The organism is Burkholderia sp. Bp8984 (assembly GCF_003853755.1).
Lineage (GTDB): Bacteria > Pseudomonadota > Gammaproteobacteria > Burkholderiales > Burkholderiaceae > Burkholderia.
Map to the genome: position 1 here is coordinate 58,028 of NZ_QTQN01000028.1, position 15,936 is coordinate 73,963.

Annotated in this window: 11 protein-coding genes; 5 read left to right on the forward strand and 6 right to left on the reverse strand. The window is 69.1% G+C overall.

Features of this window, described 5'->3' with window-relative positions; genetic code table 11:
* Nucleotides 1-60: 60 nt before the first annotated feature.
* Both DID98_RS25490 and DID98_RS25495 read right to left on the reverse strand, forming a co-directional pair.
* Complete coding sequence (locus DID98_RS25490) at nucleotides 61-1,383, reverse strand: ATP-binding protein (RefSeq protein WP_124571631.1); 1,323 nt, start codon at nucleotides 1,381-1,383, stop codon at nucleotides 61-63.
* Nucleotides 1,380-2,120 (reverse strand): response regulator, encoded by a 741-nt coding sequence (locus DID98_RS25495; RefSeq protein ID WP_044847429.1) that lies wholly within the window; start codon nucleotides 2,118-2,120, stop codon nucleotides 1,380-1,382. Before DID98_RS25495 ends, DID98_RS25490 begins: the two co-directional genes overlap by 4 nt.
* 227 nt (nucleotides 2,121-2,347) lie before the next feature.
* Here DID98_RS25495 and DID98_RS25505 point away from each other — a divergent pair, with 227 nt between their 5' ends.
* Nucleotides 2,348-2,938, forward strand: a complete 591-nt coding sequence (locus DID98_RS25505) for a thioredoxin family protein (protein ID WP_124523303.1) — start codon at nucleotides 2,348-2,350, stop codon at nucleotides 2,936-2,938.
* Nucleotides 2,939-2,987: 49 nt separating this feature from the next.
* On the opposite strand, the gene DID98_RS25510 is transcribed toward DID98_RS25505, so the two are convergent.
* Nucleotides 2,988-3,626: an FMN-binding negative transcriptional regulator gene (locus tag DID98_RS25510; RefSeq protein WP_124523305.1), complete on the reverse strand. Its 639-nt coding sequence runs from the start codon at nucleotides 3,624-3,626 to the stop codon at nucleotides 2,988-2,990.
* Nucleotides 3,627-3,752: 126 nt separating this feature from the next.
* Here DID98_RS25510 and DID98_RS25515 point away from each other — a divergent pair, with 126 nt between their 5' ends.
* From DID98_RS25515 to DID98_RS25525, 3 genes are all read left to right on the forward strand, one after another.
* Complete coding sequence (locus tag DID98_RS25515; protein ID WP_124523307.1) at nucleotides 3,753-5,306, forward strand: PLP-dependent aminotransferase family protein; 1,554 nt, start codon at nucleotides 3,753-3,755, stop codon at nucleotides 5,304-5,306.
* Between the two features lie 97 nt (nucleotides 5,307-5,403).
* Nucleotides 5,404-7,602 carry a penicillin-binding protein 1A gene (locus DID98_RS25520; protein WP_124523309.1) on the forward strand — a complete coding sequence of 733 codons (2,199 nt, stop codon included), beginning with the start codon at nucleotides 5,404-5,406 and terminating at the stop codon, nucleotides 7,600-7,602.
* 98 nt (nucleotides 7,603-7,700) lie between these two features.
* Complete coding sequence (locus DID98_RS25525; protein WP_124523311.1) at nucleotides 7,701-8,147, forward strand: nuclear transport factor 2 family protein; 447 nt, start codon at nucleotides 7,701-7,703, stop codon at nucleotides 8,145-8,147.
* Nucleotides 8,148-8,267: 120 nt separating this feature from the next.
* Here the strand turns inward: DID98_RS25525 and DID98_RS25530 are convergent, their stop codons facing one another.
* Nucleotides 8,268-9,566, reverse strand: a complete 1,299-nt coding sequence (locus DID98_RS25530) for a hypothetical protein (protein WP_185500323.1) — start codon at nucleotides 9,564-9,566, stop codon at nucleotides 8,268-8,270.
* Nucleotides 9,567-9,900: 334 nt separating this feature from the next.
* Entirely contained in the window at nucleotides 9,901-11,319 is a 1,419-nt protein-coding gene (locus DID98_RS25535; RefSeq protein ID WP_124523313.1) for an MFS transporter, read from the reverse strand.
* A gap of 422 nt (nucleotides 11,320-11,741) precedes the next feature.
* On the opposite strand from DID98_RS25535, the gene DID98_RS25540 reads away from it, so the two are divergent.
* Nucleotides 11,742-14,201, forward strand: a complete 2,460-nt coding sequence (locus tag DID98_RS25540) for a DUF3772 domain-containing protein (RefSeq protein ID WP_124488684.1) — start codon at nucleotides 11,742-11,744, stop codon at nucleotides 14,199-14,201.
* Nucleotides 14,202-14,343: 142 nt separating this feature from the next.
* Here the strand turns inward: DID98_RS25540 and DID98_RS25545 are convergent, their stop codons facing one another.
* On the reverse strand, nucleotides 14,344-15,855 hold the full coding sequence (locus DID98_RS25545; protein ID WP_044848776.1) for an aldehyde dehydrogenase family protein: 1,512 nt from the start codon (nucleotides 15,853-15,855) through the stop codon (nucleotides 14,344-14,346).
* Nucleotides 15,856-15,936 lie beyond the last annotated feature (81 nt).

A 15,936-nucleotide genomic window follows, 5' to 3' on the forward strand; every position in this document is an offset into this window, starting at 1 on the left:
GCAGCCCGCTTCGACCCAGAAGCCCGCGACGCGCTCGACGCCGCATCTCGGGGCGCCCCGTCAGGTCGCGTTCACCAGCGTCAACCGCGCTTCGAGTCCGCCGCCGTCCGGCCGGTTGCGCAACGTGAGCGTGCCGCTCATCGCGAGCGCAAGCTGCCGCGCGATCGCGAGGCCGAGCCCCGTGCCGCCCGTCTCGCGATTGCGCGACGTCTCCACGCGCCGGAACGGTTCGAACACCGCATCGAGCTGATCGTCCGGAATGCCCGGCCCGCGGTCGAGCACCGCAATGACCGCGCCGCCGCCCGGCGCCGCCTGCACGTCGATCTCGGCCGCGCCCGCGAACTTCAGCGCGTTGTCGACGAGGTTGCCGACGATCCGGCGCAGCGCCTTCGGCCGCGTGACGAGCGCGAGCGGGCCGCCGCCATGCAGCGCGACGTCCTGCCCCGCATCCGTGTAGTCGCACACGATGCTGTCGAGCAGCGCATCGAGATCGATCCGGCGCGCGGCCTCTTCCGTGCCGTGCAGCGTGCGCGCATACGCGACGCCTTCCTTCACCAGATGCTCCATCTCGAGCAGGTCCTGGCGCAGCTTCGCGCCCTGCGCGTCGTCGTCCATCACGTCGACGCGCAGCCGCATCCGCGTGATCGGCGTCTGCAGGTCGTGCGAGATCGACGCGAGGATCTGCATGCGCTCGGCCATGTATTGCGCGATGCGGTCCTGCATCGCGTTGAACGCCCGCGCGGCACGCGCGACTTCGGACGGCCCGTCCTCGTTCAGGCGTTCGCCTTTCAGGTCGGGGCCGAGCGCGTCGGCCGCCTGCGCGAGCTGCTTCAGCGGCCGCGTCGCGAGCCGCACCGCGAGCCAGCAGCACCCGGCCAGCACCGCGAGCTGCAGCGCGAGCACGACGGGCAGCCAGCCCGACAGCGGCACCGTCGACATCGGGTGGATGTCGATCGTCAGCGGCGAGCCGTCGGTCAGGCGCAGATGCACCTGCAGATGTTCGCGATCGCCGGGGATCGCGTTCGCCGTCAGCGGATAGTCGCCGCCGATGCCGTCCGAGATCGAGCGCTCGACGCGCGCCGAGAGCCGCGCCTCCGGCGGCGTGCCCGTCTCGCCGGGCCCGAGGATGAACGCGTAGCTGCGCCGTGCGAGACGCGGCAGCCACGCGGCACGCTGGTCGGGCGGCAGGTGATCGAGCAGCGCGACCGAACTCGCGACCTCGCGTTCGATGTAGCCCATCATCAGGTTGGTGGTCGCCTGGTCGCGCTCGGTGACGGTGAGCCAGAACGACAGCGTCTGCGCGAGCGCGAGGCCCACGCACAGGATCAGCGCGAGCCGCGCGAACAGCGAGCGCGGCCAGTGCCACGGGGTGCGCGCGCTCATGCGTCGCCTTCGACCGCGGTCACCGCCGACGAGAACACGTAGCCCTCGTTGCGCAGCGTCTTGATGTAGCGCGGCTCGCGCGCGCCGTCGCGCAGGCGCTGGCGCAGCCGGCTCACGAGCAGGTCGATCGACCGGTCGAACGGATCGGACTGCCGGCCCTGCGTGAGGTTGAGCAGCTGGTCGCGCGTCAGCACGCGCTGCGGATTGTCGAGGAACACGCGCAACAGCCGGTATTCGGCGCCGCTCAACGCGACCAGCGTGCCTTCGGCGTCGAGCAGGTGACGCCCCGTCGTGTCGAGCCGCCATTCGCCGAACGCGAGCATCGCGGCCGACTCCGTCACCTGCATGCCGGGCGGCAGCATGCGCGCGCGGCGCAGCACCGAGCGGATCCGCGCGAGTAGCTCGCGCACCGCGAACGGCTTCGCGAGATAGTCGTCGGCGCCCATCTCCAGACCGATGATGCGGTCGGTTTCCTCGCCACGCGCGGTCAGCATCAGCACCGGCACCGTCCGGAACTTGCCCGCGCGCAGATCGCGGCACAGCGTGAGGCCGTCCTCGCCGGGCATCATCAGGTCGAGCACGATCAGGTCGGGCGCGCCGTCGTCGAGCGCGTTGCGCATCTCGCGGCCGTTCGCGGCGAGCGACACGCGCATGCCGTTCTTCTCCAGGTAGTCCGCGATCAGTTCGCGGATCGCGCGATCGTCGTCGACGATCAGTACGTGGTCGATCTTGTCCATGGGCGGTGTCGTTGGCGTGATGTTCCGGCTGGCGATGTCCGCTTTTATACCCCACCGCGGGCACCCGTTTGTATCCCAATGTATCGCGCCGCCGTGACGACACACAACATTGCACACACGCGGCTTGCCGGACACATCGCAGATACGTCGGCGCGGCCCAATGAGGGCTGTCGAAACCTGTCCGGCCGCCGCCCCCGCGCGGCGGCCGGCCGAACCGGAGAACCGCCATGCCGACCAGACTCAAGACCGCCGCCCTCGTGATCGCCCTCGCCGCCACGGCCGGGCTCGCCGCGTTCGCCGGCACCCGCGACGACGCGGGCATGCCCGCCTCGCTGGCCGGCACGCCGGCGCCCGACTTCACCGGCATCGAGCAATGGCACAACAGCGCGCCGCTCAAGCTCGACCAGCTGCGCGGCAAGGTCGTGCTGGTCGATTTCTGGACGTACTCGTGCATCAACTGCATTCATACGATTCCGTACGTGAACGACTGGTACCGGAAGTATCGCGACCAGGGGCTCGTCGTGGTCGGCGTTCATACGCCCGAGTATCCGTTCGAACGCGATGCGAAGAACGTCGCCGATGCGGTCAAGCGCTTCGGCATCCAGTATCCGGTCGCGCAGGACAACCGTTACGACACGTGGCGCGCGTACGGCAACCAGTACTGGCCCGCGCTGTACCTGATCGACGCGAACGGCAAGGTCGTCTATACGCGGTATGGCGAGGGCGGGTATGACAAGACGGAAGCGGCGATTCGGGGGGCGCTGGCGCAGGCGGCAGAAGGGACAATGGGAACGAAGGGCGCGACGCGTACGCAGTAGCGTGCGCCGGCGGGGGTGCCACATGCGCCCCCGTGCGATTCACCGTGACTCACCCGCGCTTCGCGTCGGCTTCCGCCAGCATCGCCTCCCCGATCGCGAGATTCCCGTCCGCGATCAGCGCGTCGCCCGCGCCGCGAATGTCGTCGACCGCCTTGTTCTGCCCGAGCTTGCGCTTGCCGACGAGCCGCGTGATCTCGATCTGCAGCCCGACGATCGACTGCAGCATCGTGTCGAGATAGTCCTTCGGCGCGTCGGCCATCTTCCACGGCGCCGGCTGCGACGCCTCGTGCGTGCGCGTCAGCCGCGCGACCACGCCGCGCACGAACTTCTCGTCGTCGCGCACGGTGATGCGGCCGTGCGCATGCACGACCACGTAGTTCCACGTCGGCACCTGCCGATGCGCGACGTGCTTGCTCGGGTACCAGTTCGGCGAGATGTACGCGTCGCCGGCGCGGAAGATCACGAGCACCTCGTCGCCATCCGCGACGTCCTGCCAGACCGGATTCGCGCGCGCGACGTGCGCATGCAGTTCGCCGAGGCCGCCGTCGCCCGGCAGCAGTTCGAACGGAAGGTGGTTCGCGTCGAGCCCGCTGTTCCCGCGCGTGACCAGGGTGCCGAACGGATGCTGGACGATCAGTTCGCGCAGCACGTCGGGACGGGATTCGGCGAAATCGGCGGGGACATACATGGCGGCTCCACGGTCAGACAGGGTTGGGAGGGAACGGGTCGGAACCGGCCCGTCATGCCCCGATTGTGATCGCTAACTGGTTTATGCTGTAGAGCCGGTTTAGAACATTTTCAGCAGACCAGAATCATGGCCAGGACCGCCCGGATCGTCGAAATCCCGTCGCTCGGCGCGCTCGACCGCGCGGCCGGCGACCTGAGCCGCCAGCTCGCGCAGGCGTTGCGGGACGCAGTGCGCCGCGGCGACGTGCGGCCCGGCGACACGCTGCCGTCCACGCGGCTGCTCGCGGCATCGCTGCAGGTCGCGCGCGGCACCGTCGTCGACGCGTATGCGCAACTCGTCGCCGAAGGCTTCCTGGAGTCGCGCGGCGGCGCCGGCACGCGGGTCGCGAACGCGCTGGCCGAGCCGTCGCCGCCGGCTGGCGCACGGCCCGGCGCCCGCGAGCGTGCCACCCACGCCGGCCTGCCCGAACCGGCCGCGACGTTTGCGCGGATCGCCCGCGAATTCCGCCCGCTGCCGGCCGTGCCGTTCGCGATCTCGGTGCCGGTCGGGCTCACCGCGCCCGACGACATCTGGCGCCGGCTCGGCAACCGCCTGCGCGCCCGCGGCGCCGGCGCGCCGTCCGGTTATGCGGATCCGCAAGGCGCGCTGCCGCTGCGCGAAGCGATCGCCGATTACGTGCGCCGCTCGCGCTCGGTGCGCTGCAGCGCCGAGCAGGTCGTCATCACGAGCGGCACGCAACAGGGGCTGCACCTCGCGAGCCAGATCCTGCTCGGCCCGAACGATCGCGCGTGGGTCGAGAATCCCGCCTATCGCGGCATCACCGCGCTGCTCGAGAGCACCGGGCGGCGCGACGCGATGGTCCGCGTGCCGGTCGACGCGGACGGCATCGAGGTCGAGGCCGGCATCCGTCTCGCGCCGGACGCGCGCGCGGCGTTCGTCACGCCGTCGCACCAGTATCCGCTCGGGATGCCGATGAGCATGGCACGCCGCAACGCGCTACTCGGCTGGGCGCGCGCGCATCGCGCATGGGTGGTCGAGGACGACTACGACAGCGAGCTGCGCTACGAAGGCTATCCGTTCCCGTCGCTGCAAGGCCTGGATCCGGAACACGTGATCTATCTCGGCACGTTCAGCAAGATCCTGTTCCCGTCGCTGCGGCTCGGCTACGTGGTCGCGCCCGCCGAGCTCGTGCCCGCGTTCTGCGGCGCGCGCGTGCTGATGGATCGCCACGCGCCGACCGCCGATCAGCACGTGCTCGCCGCCTTCATCGCGGAAGGCCATCTCGACCGCCACATCCGCCGCGTGCGCGGCGTCTACGCGGAACAGCGCGCGCTGCTGATCGACACGCTCGGCGCGCGGCTGCCGCGCGAGCGCGCCTGGGTGCAGCCGGGCGATCAGGGGATGCACGTCGTGCTGTGGCTCGCGGACGGGATCGACGATCTCGACGTGGTGGCGCGCGCCGCGCAGGCAGGCGTGGCGGTGCGCGCGGTGTCGCCGATGTTCGCGCCGGGCACCGCGCGTCCGGGCCTCGTGCTCGGCTTCGGCGGGTTCGATCGCGCACGGATGGAAGCGGCCGCGCAGCGGCTCGCGGACGTGGTCGGCGAAGCCGCCGGCGTCGATTCGTCGGAGGAATCGCGGCGACGCATGCGACGAAAAGTTGTCCGCGGGCAACAAACGTAATCGTCTGTAACGCCTGCAGGAAAACCGGCGTTTTGGCCACAGGTGACGCTGCGCGGTTTGCTAGGATCGCGCCTTTTCCGCTCGCGCTCCTGCCGCCGTGAATCGCTTCGTGCCGTATCTTCGAGATCTGTGGCTTCGCTGCCGTACCGGCGCCCGCGCGCTCGGCGCCGGCGCGTGGCATCGCCTGCGCCATCCGACGCGCCGCGGCGTCGCGCTGACGCTCGCCGCGATCCCCGTGCTCGGCCTGCTGGTCCTGCTCGCGTTCGTGCCGTTCACGCCGAGCATCGGCGACATCCGTAAGGCGCGCATCGACCGTCCCGCGCGCGTGCTGTCGGCCGACGGCCAGCTGATCGCCGAGTTCCGGCCCGTGAACCGCGAATGGGTGCCGCTCAAGCAGATCTCGCCGCACATGGTCGACGCACTGATCGCGACCGAGGACCATCGTTTCTACGCGCATCACGGCATCGACTGGCGCCGCACGCTCGCGGCGGGGCTGCATACATTCTCGGGCAGCCGCCAGGGCGGCTCGACGATCACGCAGCAGCTCGCCCGCAACCTGTATCCGGACGAAGTCGGCCGCGCGCCGACGCTCACGCGCAAGGTGAAGGAGCTGATCACCGCGTTCAAGATCGAGGCGGTGTACAGCAAGGACGAGATTCTCGAGACTTACCTGAACACCGTGCCGTTCCTGTACAACGCGTACGGCGTCGAAATGGCTGCGCGCACCTATTTCGGCAAATCGGCGGACCAGCTCGACATCGTCGAAAGCGCGACGCTCGTCGGGATGCTGAAGGGCAACAGCTACTACAACCCGGTGCTGAATCCGGAGCGCGCGGTCCAGCGCCGCAACATCGTGCTCGCGCGGATGGCCGCGATGGGCATGCTGTCGCCGCGGCAGCTCGCGCAACTGCAGCGCCGCCCGCTGCGCGTCGACTTCGAGCCGCAAACCGCGCAACCCGGCCCCGCCCCGCACTTCGCGGTGCAGCTGCGCAAGTGGCTGATCGCCTGGGCCGACCGCAACAACTACGACCTCTACTCGGACGGCCTCGTCGTGCGCACGACGCTCGATGCGCAATTGCAGGAGATGGCGACGCGAGCGCTGACGCAGCAAACCGATCGCCTGCAGGCGATCGCCGATGACGCGTGGCACAACCCGTCCGGCTGCGGGCTGCGCAACGACCTGTTCCGCGGCTTCATCCGGCAGACGCCCGACTATCGCGACGCGCGCGCCGCCGGGCTCGCCGACGCGGCGGCGCTGAAGCAGCTCGGCGCGAATCGCGCGTTCGTGCGCGCGTTATGCGAGCGCAAGACGCAGGTACAGGCCGGCTTCGTCGCGCTCGATCCGCGCAACGGCGCGATTCGCGCGTGGGTCGGCAGCCCCGATTTCGGCAGCGAGCCGTTCGATCACGTCGTGCAGGCGCGGCGCCAGCCGGGCTCGACATTCAAGCCGTTCGTCTATGGCGCCGCGTTCGCGGACGGCATGCGGCCGGACGATACGTTCGTCGATCGCCCGGTGGCGATCCCGATCGGCGCGCACGCGGTGTGGCGCCCGACCGATGCCGAACCGCCGACGGACGCGCCGATGACGCTGCGCGACGCGCTCGCCCTGTCGCGCAATCGCATCACCGCGCAGGTGATGCAGCGCGAAGGCGCGGCCAGGGTCGCACAGCTCGCACGTGCGATGGGCGTGCGCGAAAGCCCGCTCGACGCGGTGCCGTCGCTCGCGCTCGGTACGAGCCCCGTCACGCTGAAGGAAATGGTGTCCGCGTACGGGACGATCGCGAACCGCGGCGTGTACGTCGCGCCGCAGATGATCACGCGCATCGAGGATCGCGATGGCAAGGTGCTCGCCGCGTTCGGCAGCGCGCCGCCCGAACGCGCGATGCCGGTGGCCGCGGCACAGACGCTGGTCGACGTGATGCGTGGCGTCGTCGATTACGGAACCGGTGCCGACATCCGCTCGCGCTACGGGATTCGCATCGACGTCGCGGGCAAGACCGGCACGACGCAGGACAACACGGACGGCTGGTTCATCCTGATGCATCCGCAACTGGTGGCCGGCGCGTGGGTCGGCTTCGACGACGGCAACGTGACGCTGCGCAGCGACTACTGGGGCGCGGGCGCGCACAGCGCGCTGCCGATCGTCGGCTCGTTCTACGATGCGGCGCTGCGTGCGCGTGCGATCGACCCGCATGTGCAGTTCTCGCCCGACTTCCGGCCGCGCAGCGCGCCAGCGCCGGCACCGAGGCGGCGTCCGCATCCGGGCCTGTTCGACTGGCTGAAGATTTTCCGCTGAGCGCGGCACGACTAAGACGCTTCGTCCACCCGGACGAAGCGATCCCGGCCCGCACCGCGCATCATCGACGCAACCCGTCCATCGATGCCGGAGGCCGCATGACCCACAGCGCCGTCCAAATCGCGAACCTGCTGTACCGGTACGCGGAGCTGCTCGACGCCGGTGACCTGCCGGGGATGGCGGCGCTGTTCCGGCATGCGCAGATCAAGGTCGAGGAAGCGGCGCCGACGATCGGCGCCGATGAATTGCTCGCGCTGTTCGACGCGCGCGTGAAGCGCTACGCGTGCGGCACGCCGCGCACGAAGCATGTAATCACGAATCCGCTCATCGAGATCGACGAAGCCGCGCATCGCGCGACGGCTCGCTCGTACTACACGGTGCTGCAGGCCGTCGACGGCCTTGCGCTGCAGCCGATCGCGGCGGGCCGCTATCACGACGCGTTCGAGCGCGTCGACGGCGCATGGCGTTTCGCGTTCCGCGACTACACGCTGTTCGATTTCGCGGGCGACCTGCGTCGCCACCTGAACGATGCGCCGGCCGCTTGACGCGCCGGCCGGCGAACACGGCCGGCAACGCGCTCAGGCCGCCGCGAGCGTCGCGGCCAGTGCGTCGAACTGCGGCGCCCACGCCGCGCGGCCTTCGTCGCGCCGGCGGACCGGCTGTCGTCAGTCCGCCGTGTCGCCGCTCTTCGGCAGCTTCGACCATGCGTTGCGTCCCGGCGCCGGCGACCATGCCGGACGTGTCTTGCGCGCGCTGTCGATCACGACCAGGTAGCGCCCGGCGATCGGCGTGACGTCGCGATCGCGGCGCAGCACCCACAACGACTTGCCGTCCTCGACGCGCGCCTCGTAGTCGTCGTCGAGGATGCCGTGCTGGTCGATGAACGCGTTCAGCGAAGCAGGAATCCGCACGCAGCCTTTCGAGTGCCGGATGCCGAGCAGCGGCTCGAGGCGATCGGGATCGGTCGCGTGCATCTGGAAGCGCATCGGCGACTTGCCGCCCTTGCCCCAGCCGCGCTCGCCGTCCACCCAGCCGAAGTCGTAGATGCGCATGTCGCGCTTGCCGTAGCCGCGAATACCGTTGTCGTTCGTCGTGCCTTCCGCGCGGAAGTCCATGTTGTCGGGCGAGTGGTGGAACACGCCGAGCGGCGTCAGGAAGTGATCGTATTTGCCGGGCCAGCCGGTGCCGACCGGCGACGCGCCGATCATCAGCCACGCATTGGTCGGCGTCGCGCGGAAGTAGATGAACAGCGCCTGCACGTTCGGCGCGCGGTCGACGATCGCGACGTATTCGCCGGCCAGGTCGCCGAGGTCTGCATCGGCGAGCGCCTGCTGAAGGCGGACGCCATACGCGCGCTGCTCGCTCGCGGGCACGTTCAGGCGTCGCGTGACTTCCTGCGTGAAGCGCTTGCGCATGTCGATCGCACGCGCGGTTGCGCTCTTCGCTTCGTCGGCCGACAGCGGCGGGTGCCGGCGCGGCGGCGTCGGTGCGGGTGCTTCGGCTTCGCTTGCCGGCGTGCCGGATGCTGCCGATGTAGGCGATGCCTCCGATGCTGCCGATGCGGCGGAAGCCGGGGATGCCCCGCTGGCGGGCGACGCATGATGCGCGGCGGATGCCGCGGATGACGGCGCGACTCCGGACGACACATGCGCCGGCGAAGCCGAATGCGCGGCCGAAGCCGCGGATGACGACGCGACGCCCGACGACACATGCGCCGGCGAAGCCGAATGCGCGGCCGAAGCCGTTGATGAGGATGACGTAGCAGTTGCCGACGGCACGTCGGACGCGGCAAAGGCGGGCCGCGCGACAAGCACGGAGATCGGGAGAACGGCCGCGAGCCACACATGGGTGGCGACCGCGAGAGTACGGCAACGCGGCTTGTACAACCGCCGCGTCAGGTCGGAGAGCATCATGCGATCGAAACCATCGGCCGAACCGGCCGCCGCACGTTGCGAACGGCGCATCTCCCGCGCGAGCCATCGACACGCCGGCCGCACGCATGTGCCCGGCGCCGACGCCTCTTCGCGGTGGAGTCGTTCGCAGTACAACGCGTTCGGTCCAATGGCGGCTAATGAGTCGTCAGGTCTTTCATTCTACCCGCGCGGACACGAATCGGCAGGGCCGCTTCCCCGGTTTCGCCGCGGTTTTGCGCTTCGTCACACTTTGTTTCAACTCATTGCCGCTTGATGCGCCGCTGCACGGCAGGTTGCTTCGCCGGGCGTGTCCGGCAAGACAAAACCGAAACGCCCGGAAATTCACGCGCATGCGGCATACGACACGCGAACGCGCAACCCCCGACTACTTCGAAATGGTTTCGAGCGCGATGCCCCTGGTACGCGGCCCCATGAACCCGATCGCGGCCATCACGATCACCATCGCGCCGGCGATGAACGCGAACACGCCGAACGTGCCGAAACCCTTCAGCACGGCCGCGATCACGAACGACGAGAAGATCGCCGAGAAGCGGCTCCACGAGTAGACGAAGCCCACCGCGCGCGCGCGGATCGACGTCGGGAACAGCTCGGCCTGATACGCGTGGAAGCTGTACGACATGATGTTGCTCGCGAGCGTGAGGCCGATGCCGAGCACGATCAGGAACGCGCCCACCGTCGTCTGGCTGAACAGCAGCCCGCAGACGACGATCGCCGCCGCCATCGCGACGATCACCGACTTGCGCTCGAAGCGGTCGGCGATCACGAGGCCGATCAGTGGGCCGAGTGGCGCCGCGAGCGCGATCACGCTCGAATACATGAGACTCGACGTGATCGTGATGCCCTGCTTGATCAGCAGCGTCGGCACCCAGTTCGCGAAGCCATAGAAGCCGACCGTCTGGAACACGTTGAAGATCGTCATCATGATCGTGCGGCTGCGATACGGCGGCACCCACATGTCGCGGAAGCTGCCGCGCGGCGGCACCGGCTCGGAGGGCGCGGGCGGCGGCAGCGGCCGGCCGTATTCGGCTTCGACCTTCGCCTCGAGCGCGCGCATGATGCGGTCGGCTTCGTCGACGCGGCCCTGCTGCGCGAGCCAGCGCGGGCTCTCCGGCAGCGCGCGGCGAATCCACCACACGAACAGCGCGCCGTGCGCGCCGATCAGCACGACCCAGCGCCAGCCGTCGAGGCCGAACGGTGCGTGCGGCACGAGCAGGTACGCGAGGAACGCGACCACCGGCACCGCGACGAAGCCGACCGCCTGCTCGCACGCGAACGCGCGGCCGCGGATCTGCTTCGGCACGAGTTCGGAGATGTACGTGCCGATCGTCACCATCTCGACGCCGAGCCCTAGGCCGACGACGAAACGCCAGAAGTTCAGCCCGCCTGCCGTGTCCTGGAACGCCATCACGACGTTGGCGGCCGTGTACCACAGCAGCGACCACGTGAAGATCGCGCGGCGGCCGAAGCGGTCCGCGAGGAAGCCGCATGCGATCGTGCCGATGAAGAGGCCGGAGAACAGCGCGGCGATGAAACTCGCGACGCCCGTGGTGCCGAACAGGCCGTGCGTCGTCGCGGACAGGATCCCGCTTTTCACGAGGCCCGGCGCAACGTAGCCGCTGTACAGCAGATCGTAGAGTTCGAAGAAGAAGCCGAGGCTCAGCAGCACGACGAGCTTCCAGACGCTGCGGGTCGGCGGCAGGCGGTCGAGGCGGGCTGAAATCGAGCCGGCGTCGATGGAAGAGGACGAGGTGGCTGCCTGGGGAAAGCTGTCCGTTGAGACCATCTGGGTCGTGTCTCCTGATCGTGTCGTGTGTTGTTGTCCGGCGGCCGATCGGCCCGGCCGCCGTCGGGCGATTCGTCGCATTGTACCGGCACGCCGCGCGCGCCGCGTCGCGTGGCGAACCGGTTCCGACACCCCACTTTCGCGCCGGACCATGTGTAACTTGCGTAACCGTCTGTCGAATCCGTAAGGTTCGAAGGCATCGCGATCGTCTGCCACTCGCGCGCATCCGAAACCGGCACGGCCCCGTCTGCAAGGGGCTGCCGGGCCGTCGCGCGCTCGCGCCGGCACCGCGAGACACGCCAGGCAACGTGCGCAACCGGCAGCGCCGCCGCCGCCACGCCCCGGTAACATGCTACCGGGCCAACTCCCGGCTTCCGGGCGCCTTTCGGCACCCGGCATTGTCGGCAAAACGTAAGCATTCCATGTTCATACAACGACTCTCCACGTACGCACGCCGGATCGCGCTGTTCGCACTGCTGCAGTTCGCGGCGATCGCGACCGCGTCGGCGTTTCCGACGGCTGCGTCCGCACCGGGCGCGAGCGGCGTCGGCGTCCCCGTGCCGACCATTTCGCTGAACGACGCGGTTGCGCGGCTCAAGCAGATGCAGGTGCAACAGGACCGCATCAAGCAGCAGACATCGAACGCGACCAACAGCAAGGAGCTCGACGAGCTCGGCGACGCGACCCAGGAACTGAGCGCCGACGTCGACAAGCTGCAGAGCCAGCTCGCGCCGCAGCGCACGCAAGTCCAGGCGCAGCTCGACGTCCTCGGCCCGCCGCCGGCGCCGGGCGCATCGCCCGAAACACCTGCCGTCGAACAGCAGCGGGAGACGCTGAACGCGCGCAAGGCGCAGATCGACGCGGCGCTGAAACAGGCCGCCGACCAGAAGACCAACCTCGCGAACCTGAACGACCAGTTCGCGAAGCTGCACCGCAGCCTGCTGAAGAACCAGCTCGCGTTCCGTTCGGGCAGCATCTTCGGCGCGCAGTTCTGGCTGCCGCTGTTCCACCTGTCGCCGGACGACGTCCAGCGGCTCGAGGACTTCAACGACGAACTGCGCGACATGCTGCGCTCGTCCTGGACACCCGGCCAGCGCGCCATCACCACGCTGCTGCTGATCGCCGCGCTCGCTGCCTGGCTCGGCGGCCGCCGCGTCGTCGAACGCGGGCTCGCGTGGTTCTGCCTGAACCGCCTGCCGCCCACCCGGCTGCGCCGCAGCGCGCTGGCGCTGGCGACGGCGTTCTCGACACTGCTCGCGACCGCGGTCGCCGTACAGATCCTCTATCTCGCGCTCGCCCGCCACTCCGAACTCACGTCTTCGATGACCGATCTGTGGGACCAGTTCGCGAAGCTCGCCGTGACCTGCGCGCTGATCGCCGGCCTCGGCCGCGCGCTGCTCTGCACGAAGCATCCGTCATGGCGGCTGCCGGCGCTCGCCGATCCCGTCGCGCTCGCGATGAAGCCGTTCCCCGGCGTGCTGGCCGCGCTGCTGCTGATGTCCGGCACGCTCGAGTCGATCAACCGGATCGTCGATACCAGCCTGTCCGTCACGCTGTTCGGCCGCGGCATCGTCTCGCTCGTCGTCGCGCTGACCGTCGGCGCGTCGATCCTGCGCGCGAATCGCGTCCGCACCGCGCTGGCGGCATCCGGCGAGGCGCCCGAGCAACGCTCGACGCTCGCCGGGCTGATTCACGCCGGCGTCACGCTGGCGATCGTCGTGTCGCTGGTCGCGCTGCTGATCGGCTACATCACGGTCGCGCGCTTCATCACGTACGAGCTCGTCTGGTTCGAGATCGTGGTGTGCAGCGTCTACATCCTGACGCAGCTGACGCGCGACGCGAGCGAAAGCCTGTTCTCCGCGAACCTGTCGACCGGCAAGCAGATCAAGCACCTGTTCGCGCTCGACGACCGGCATCTCGACCAGGCCCACACCGTCGTGTCCGGCCTCGGCACGAGCCTGCTGATGCTGATCGCGGCGATCGCGCTGCTGACGGGCGGCTTCGGCACGACGCCGAGCGACCTGCTCGACAGCGCGGTCGCGATGATCGGCGGCCAGCGGCTGCAGAGCCTGAACATCATGCCCGACCGGATCCTCAACGCGGTGATCGGGTTCGCGATCGGCTTCTACCTGCTGCGCTCGGTGCGCCGCTGGCTCGACGGCGAGTTCATGCCGGCGCTCGGCATGGACGCGGGGATGCGCGTGTCGCTGATCACGCTGTTCACCAACGTCGGCTACGTGCTGCTCGTGCTGATGACGCTGGGGCTGCTCGGCGTCAGGTGGAGCAACCTCGCGTGGATCGTCAGCGCGCTGTCGGTCGGTATCGGTTTCGGCCTGCAGGAGATCGTGAAGAACTTCGTGTCGGGGCTGATCCTGCTGACCGAGCGGCCGGTGAAGGTGGGCGACATGGTCAGCATCGCGGGCGTCGAAGGCGACATCCGCCGCATCAACGTGCGCGCGACCGAGATCCAGCTCAGCGACCGCTCGACCGTCATCGTGCCGAACTCGCAACTGATCTCGCAGAACGTGCGCAACGTGACGATGGGCAACAGCACGCAGGGCGTCGCGACGCTGATGCTCACGTTCCCGCTGAACACCGACCCCGAGCAGGTGCGCGACCTGCTGCTCGACGCGTATCGCGAGCACCCGGCGATTCTCGACAAGCCGGCGCCGTCGGTCACGTTCAGCCAGCTCGCGCCGGACGGGATCACGCTGAGCGTCACGGGCTACGTGGCGAGCCCGCGGATCGCCAGCTCGACGAAGAGCGACCTGCTGTTCGAGATCCTCAAGCAGTTGCGGGCGGCGCAGATCACGCTGTCGACGCCGCAGATGCTGGTCGTGCAGAACATGCCGGCAAGCGACGCTTCCGCCCCGCACGAGTAAGCGATCGAGCGGGCATGCGCCGATCGGGCATCGGCGCGCACGCATCGCCGCAAGCGACAAGGGCCGGTTACCGCTTTCGCGGCAACCGGCCCTTGTCATTCGATCGATTCGACCGTCGCGGCGCCCTCCCGGACGCGCTCCGTCAGACGTCGAACTTCACGCCCTGCGCCAGCGGCAACTGACGGCTGTAGTTGATCGTGTTCGTCGCCCGGCGCATATACGCCTTCCACGCATCCGAACCCGACTCGCGGCCGCCGCCCGTTTCCTTCTCGCCGCCGAACGCGCCGCCGATCTCCGCGCCGCTCGTGCCGATGTTCACGTTGACGATCCCGCAGTCGCTGCCCGCTGCCGACATGAACTGCTCGGCCTCGCGCATGTCGTTCGTGAAGATCGCCGACGACAGGCCTTGCGGCACCGCGTTGTGCAGTTCGATCGCATCGTCGAAGTTGTCGTAGACCATCACGTACAGGATCGGCGCGAACGTCTCGCGCTCGACCACGGCCGATTGCTTCGGCATCCGTACGATGGCCGGGCGCACGTAGTACGCATCCGCGTGACCGACGTCGACGCGCTCGCCGCCCTTCACCTCGCCGCCCTGCTCGCGTGCGTCGCCCAGCGCCTTCTGCATCGCATCGAACGACGCGCGATCGACCAGCGGGCCGACCAGCGTGCCTTCTTCAAGCGGGTTGCCGACCTTCACCGACGCGTAGGCCTTCTCGATGCGCGGCAGCAATTGCTCGACCAGGCTGCGATGCACGATCAGGCGGCGCAGCGTCGTGCAGCGCTGGCCGGCCGTGCCGACCGCCGCGAACGTAACTGCACGCACGACGAGATCCAGATCCGCGCTCGGCGCGACGATCATCCCGTTGTTGCCGCCGAGTTCGAGGATGCCGCGCGCGAGACGCTGGCTCAGCACCTTCGCGACTTCCTGGCCCATCCGCACGCTGCCCGTCGCGCTGACGACCGGCACCTTCTTCGACGCCGTCAGCACCTCGCCGACATCGCGCATGCCGAGCACCAGCTGGCTCAGCTCCGCCGGCGCGACACCCGGATGCGTCTTGTCGAATTCGCGGATCGCCTTCTGGAGCAGCACGTGGCACGCGATTGCCGTGAGTGGCGTCTTCTCGGACGGCTTCCACACGACCGAATCGCCGCATACGAATGCGAGCGCCGCATTCCACGCCCACACCGCGACCGGGAAGTTGAACGCCGAGATCACGCCGCACACGCCGATCGGGTGCCACGTTTCCATCATCCGGTGGCCCGGGCGCTCGGACGCGATCGTCAGGCCGTAAAGCTGGCGCGACAGGCCGACCGCGAAATCGCAGATGTCGATCATTTCCTGCACTTCGCCAAGGCCTTCCGACGTGATCTTGCCGGCCTCGAGCGTGACGAGGCGGCCGAGCTCGGCCTTGTGCTCGCGCAGCACGTTGCCGAACACGCGCACGAGCTCGCCGCGCACCGGCGCCGGCACCGTGCGCCACTTGAGGAATGCGTCGTGCGCGGCGTCGATCTTGCGCTCGGCGTCGGCGGGCGAGTCGACCGCCAGCGTCGCGAGCGTCGCGCCGTCGAGCGGCGAACGCGCGGTCAGCGCATTGCCTTTCCACTGGGCGAGATCGATGTCGAGCGCAGCAAGAATGTCGTTGAATTGCATCACTTCCTCTTCAGGGACAGATTGATCGGTGCGGCGGCGACGCCGCCCGCGTGATTCGATTGGAGCGCGTTCGTGCGCCCT

Coding starts and splice junctions, on each gene's coding strand:
- DID98_RS25490 (WP_124571631.1), bottom strand. CDS start 1,383: ATGAGCGCGCGCACCCCGTGGCACTGGCCGCGCTCGCTGTTCGCGCGG.
- DID98_RS25495 (WP_044847429.1), bottom strand. CDS start 2,120: ATGGACAAGATCGACCACGTACTGATCGTCGACGACGATCGCGCGATC.
- DID98_RS25505 (WP_124523303.1), top strand. CDS start 2,348: ATGCCGACCAGACTCAAGACCGCCGCCCTCGTGATCGCCCTCGCCGCC.
- DID98_RS25510 (WP_124523305.1), bottom strand. CDS start 3,626: ATGTATGTCCCCGCCGATTTCGCCGAATCCCGTCCCGACGTGCTGCGC.
- DID98_RS25515 (WP_124523307.1), top strand. CDS start 3,753: ATGGCCAGGACCGCCCGGATCGTCGAAATCCCGTCGCTCGGCGCGCTC.
- DID98_RS25525 (WP_124523311.1), top strand. CDS start 7,701: ATGACCCACAGCGCCGTCCAAATCGCGAACCTGCTGTACCGGTACGCG.
- DID98_RS25530 (WP_185500323.1), bottom strand. CDS start 9,566: ATGCGCCGTTCGCAACGTGCGGCGGCCGGTTCGGCCGATGGTTTCGAT.
- DID98_RS25535 (WP_124523313.1), bottom strand. CDS start 11,319: ATGGTCTCAACGGACAGCTTTCCCCAGGCAGCCACCTCGTCCTCTTCC.
- DID98_RS25540 (WP_124488684.1), top strand. CDS start 11,742: ATGTTCATACAACGACTCTCCACGTACGCACGCCGGATCGCGCTGTTC.
- DID98_RS25545 (WP_044848776.1), bottom strand. CDS start 15,855: ATGCAATTCAACGACATTCTTGCTGCGCTCGACATCGATCTCGCCCAG.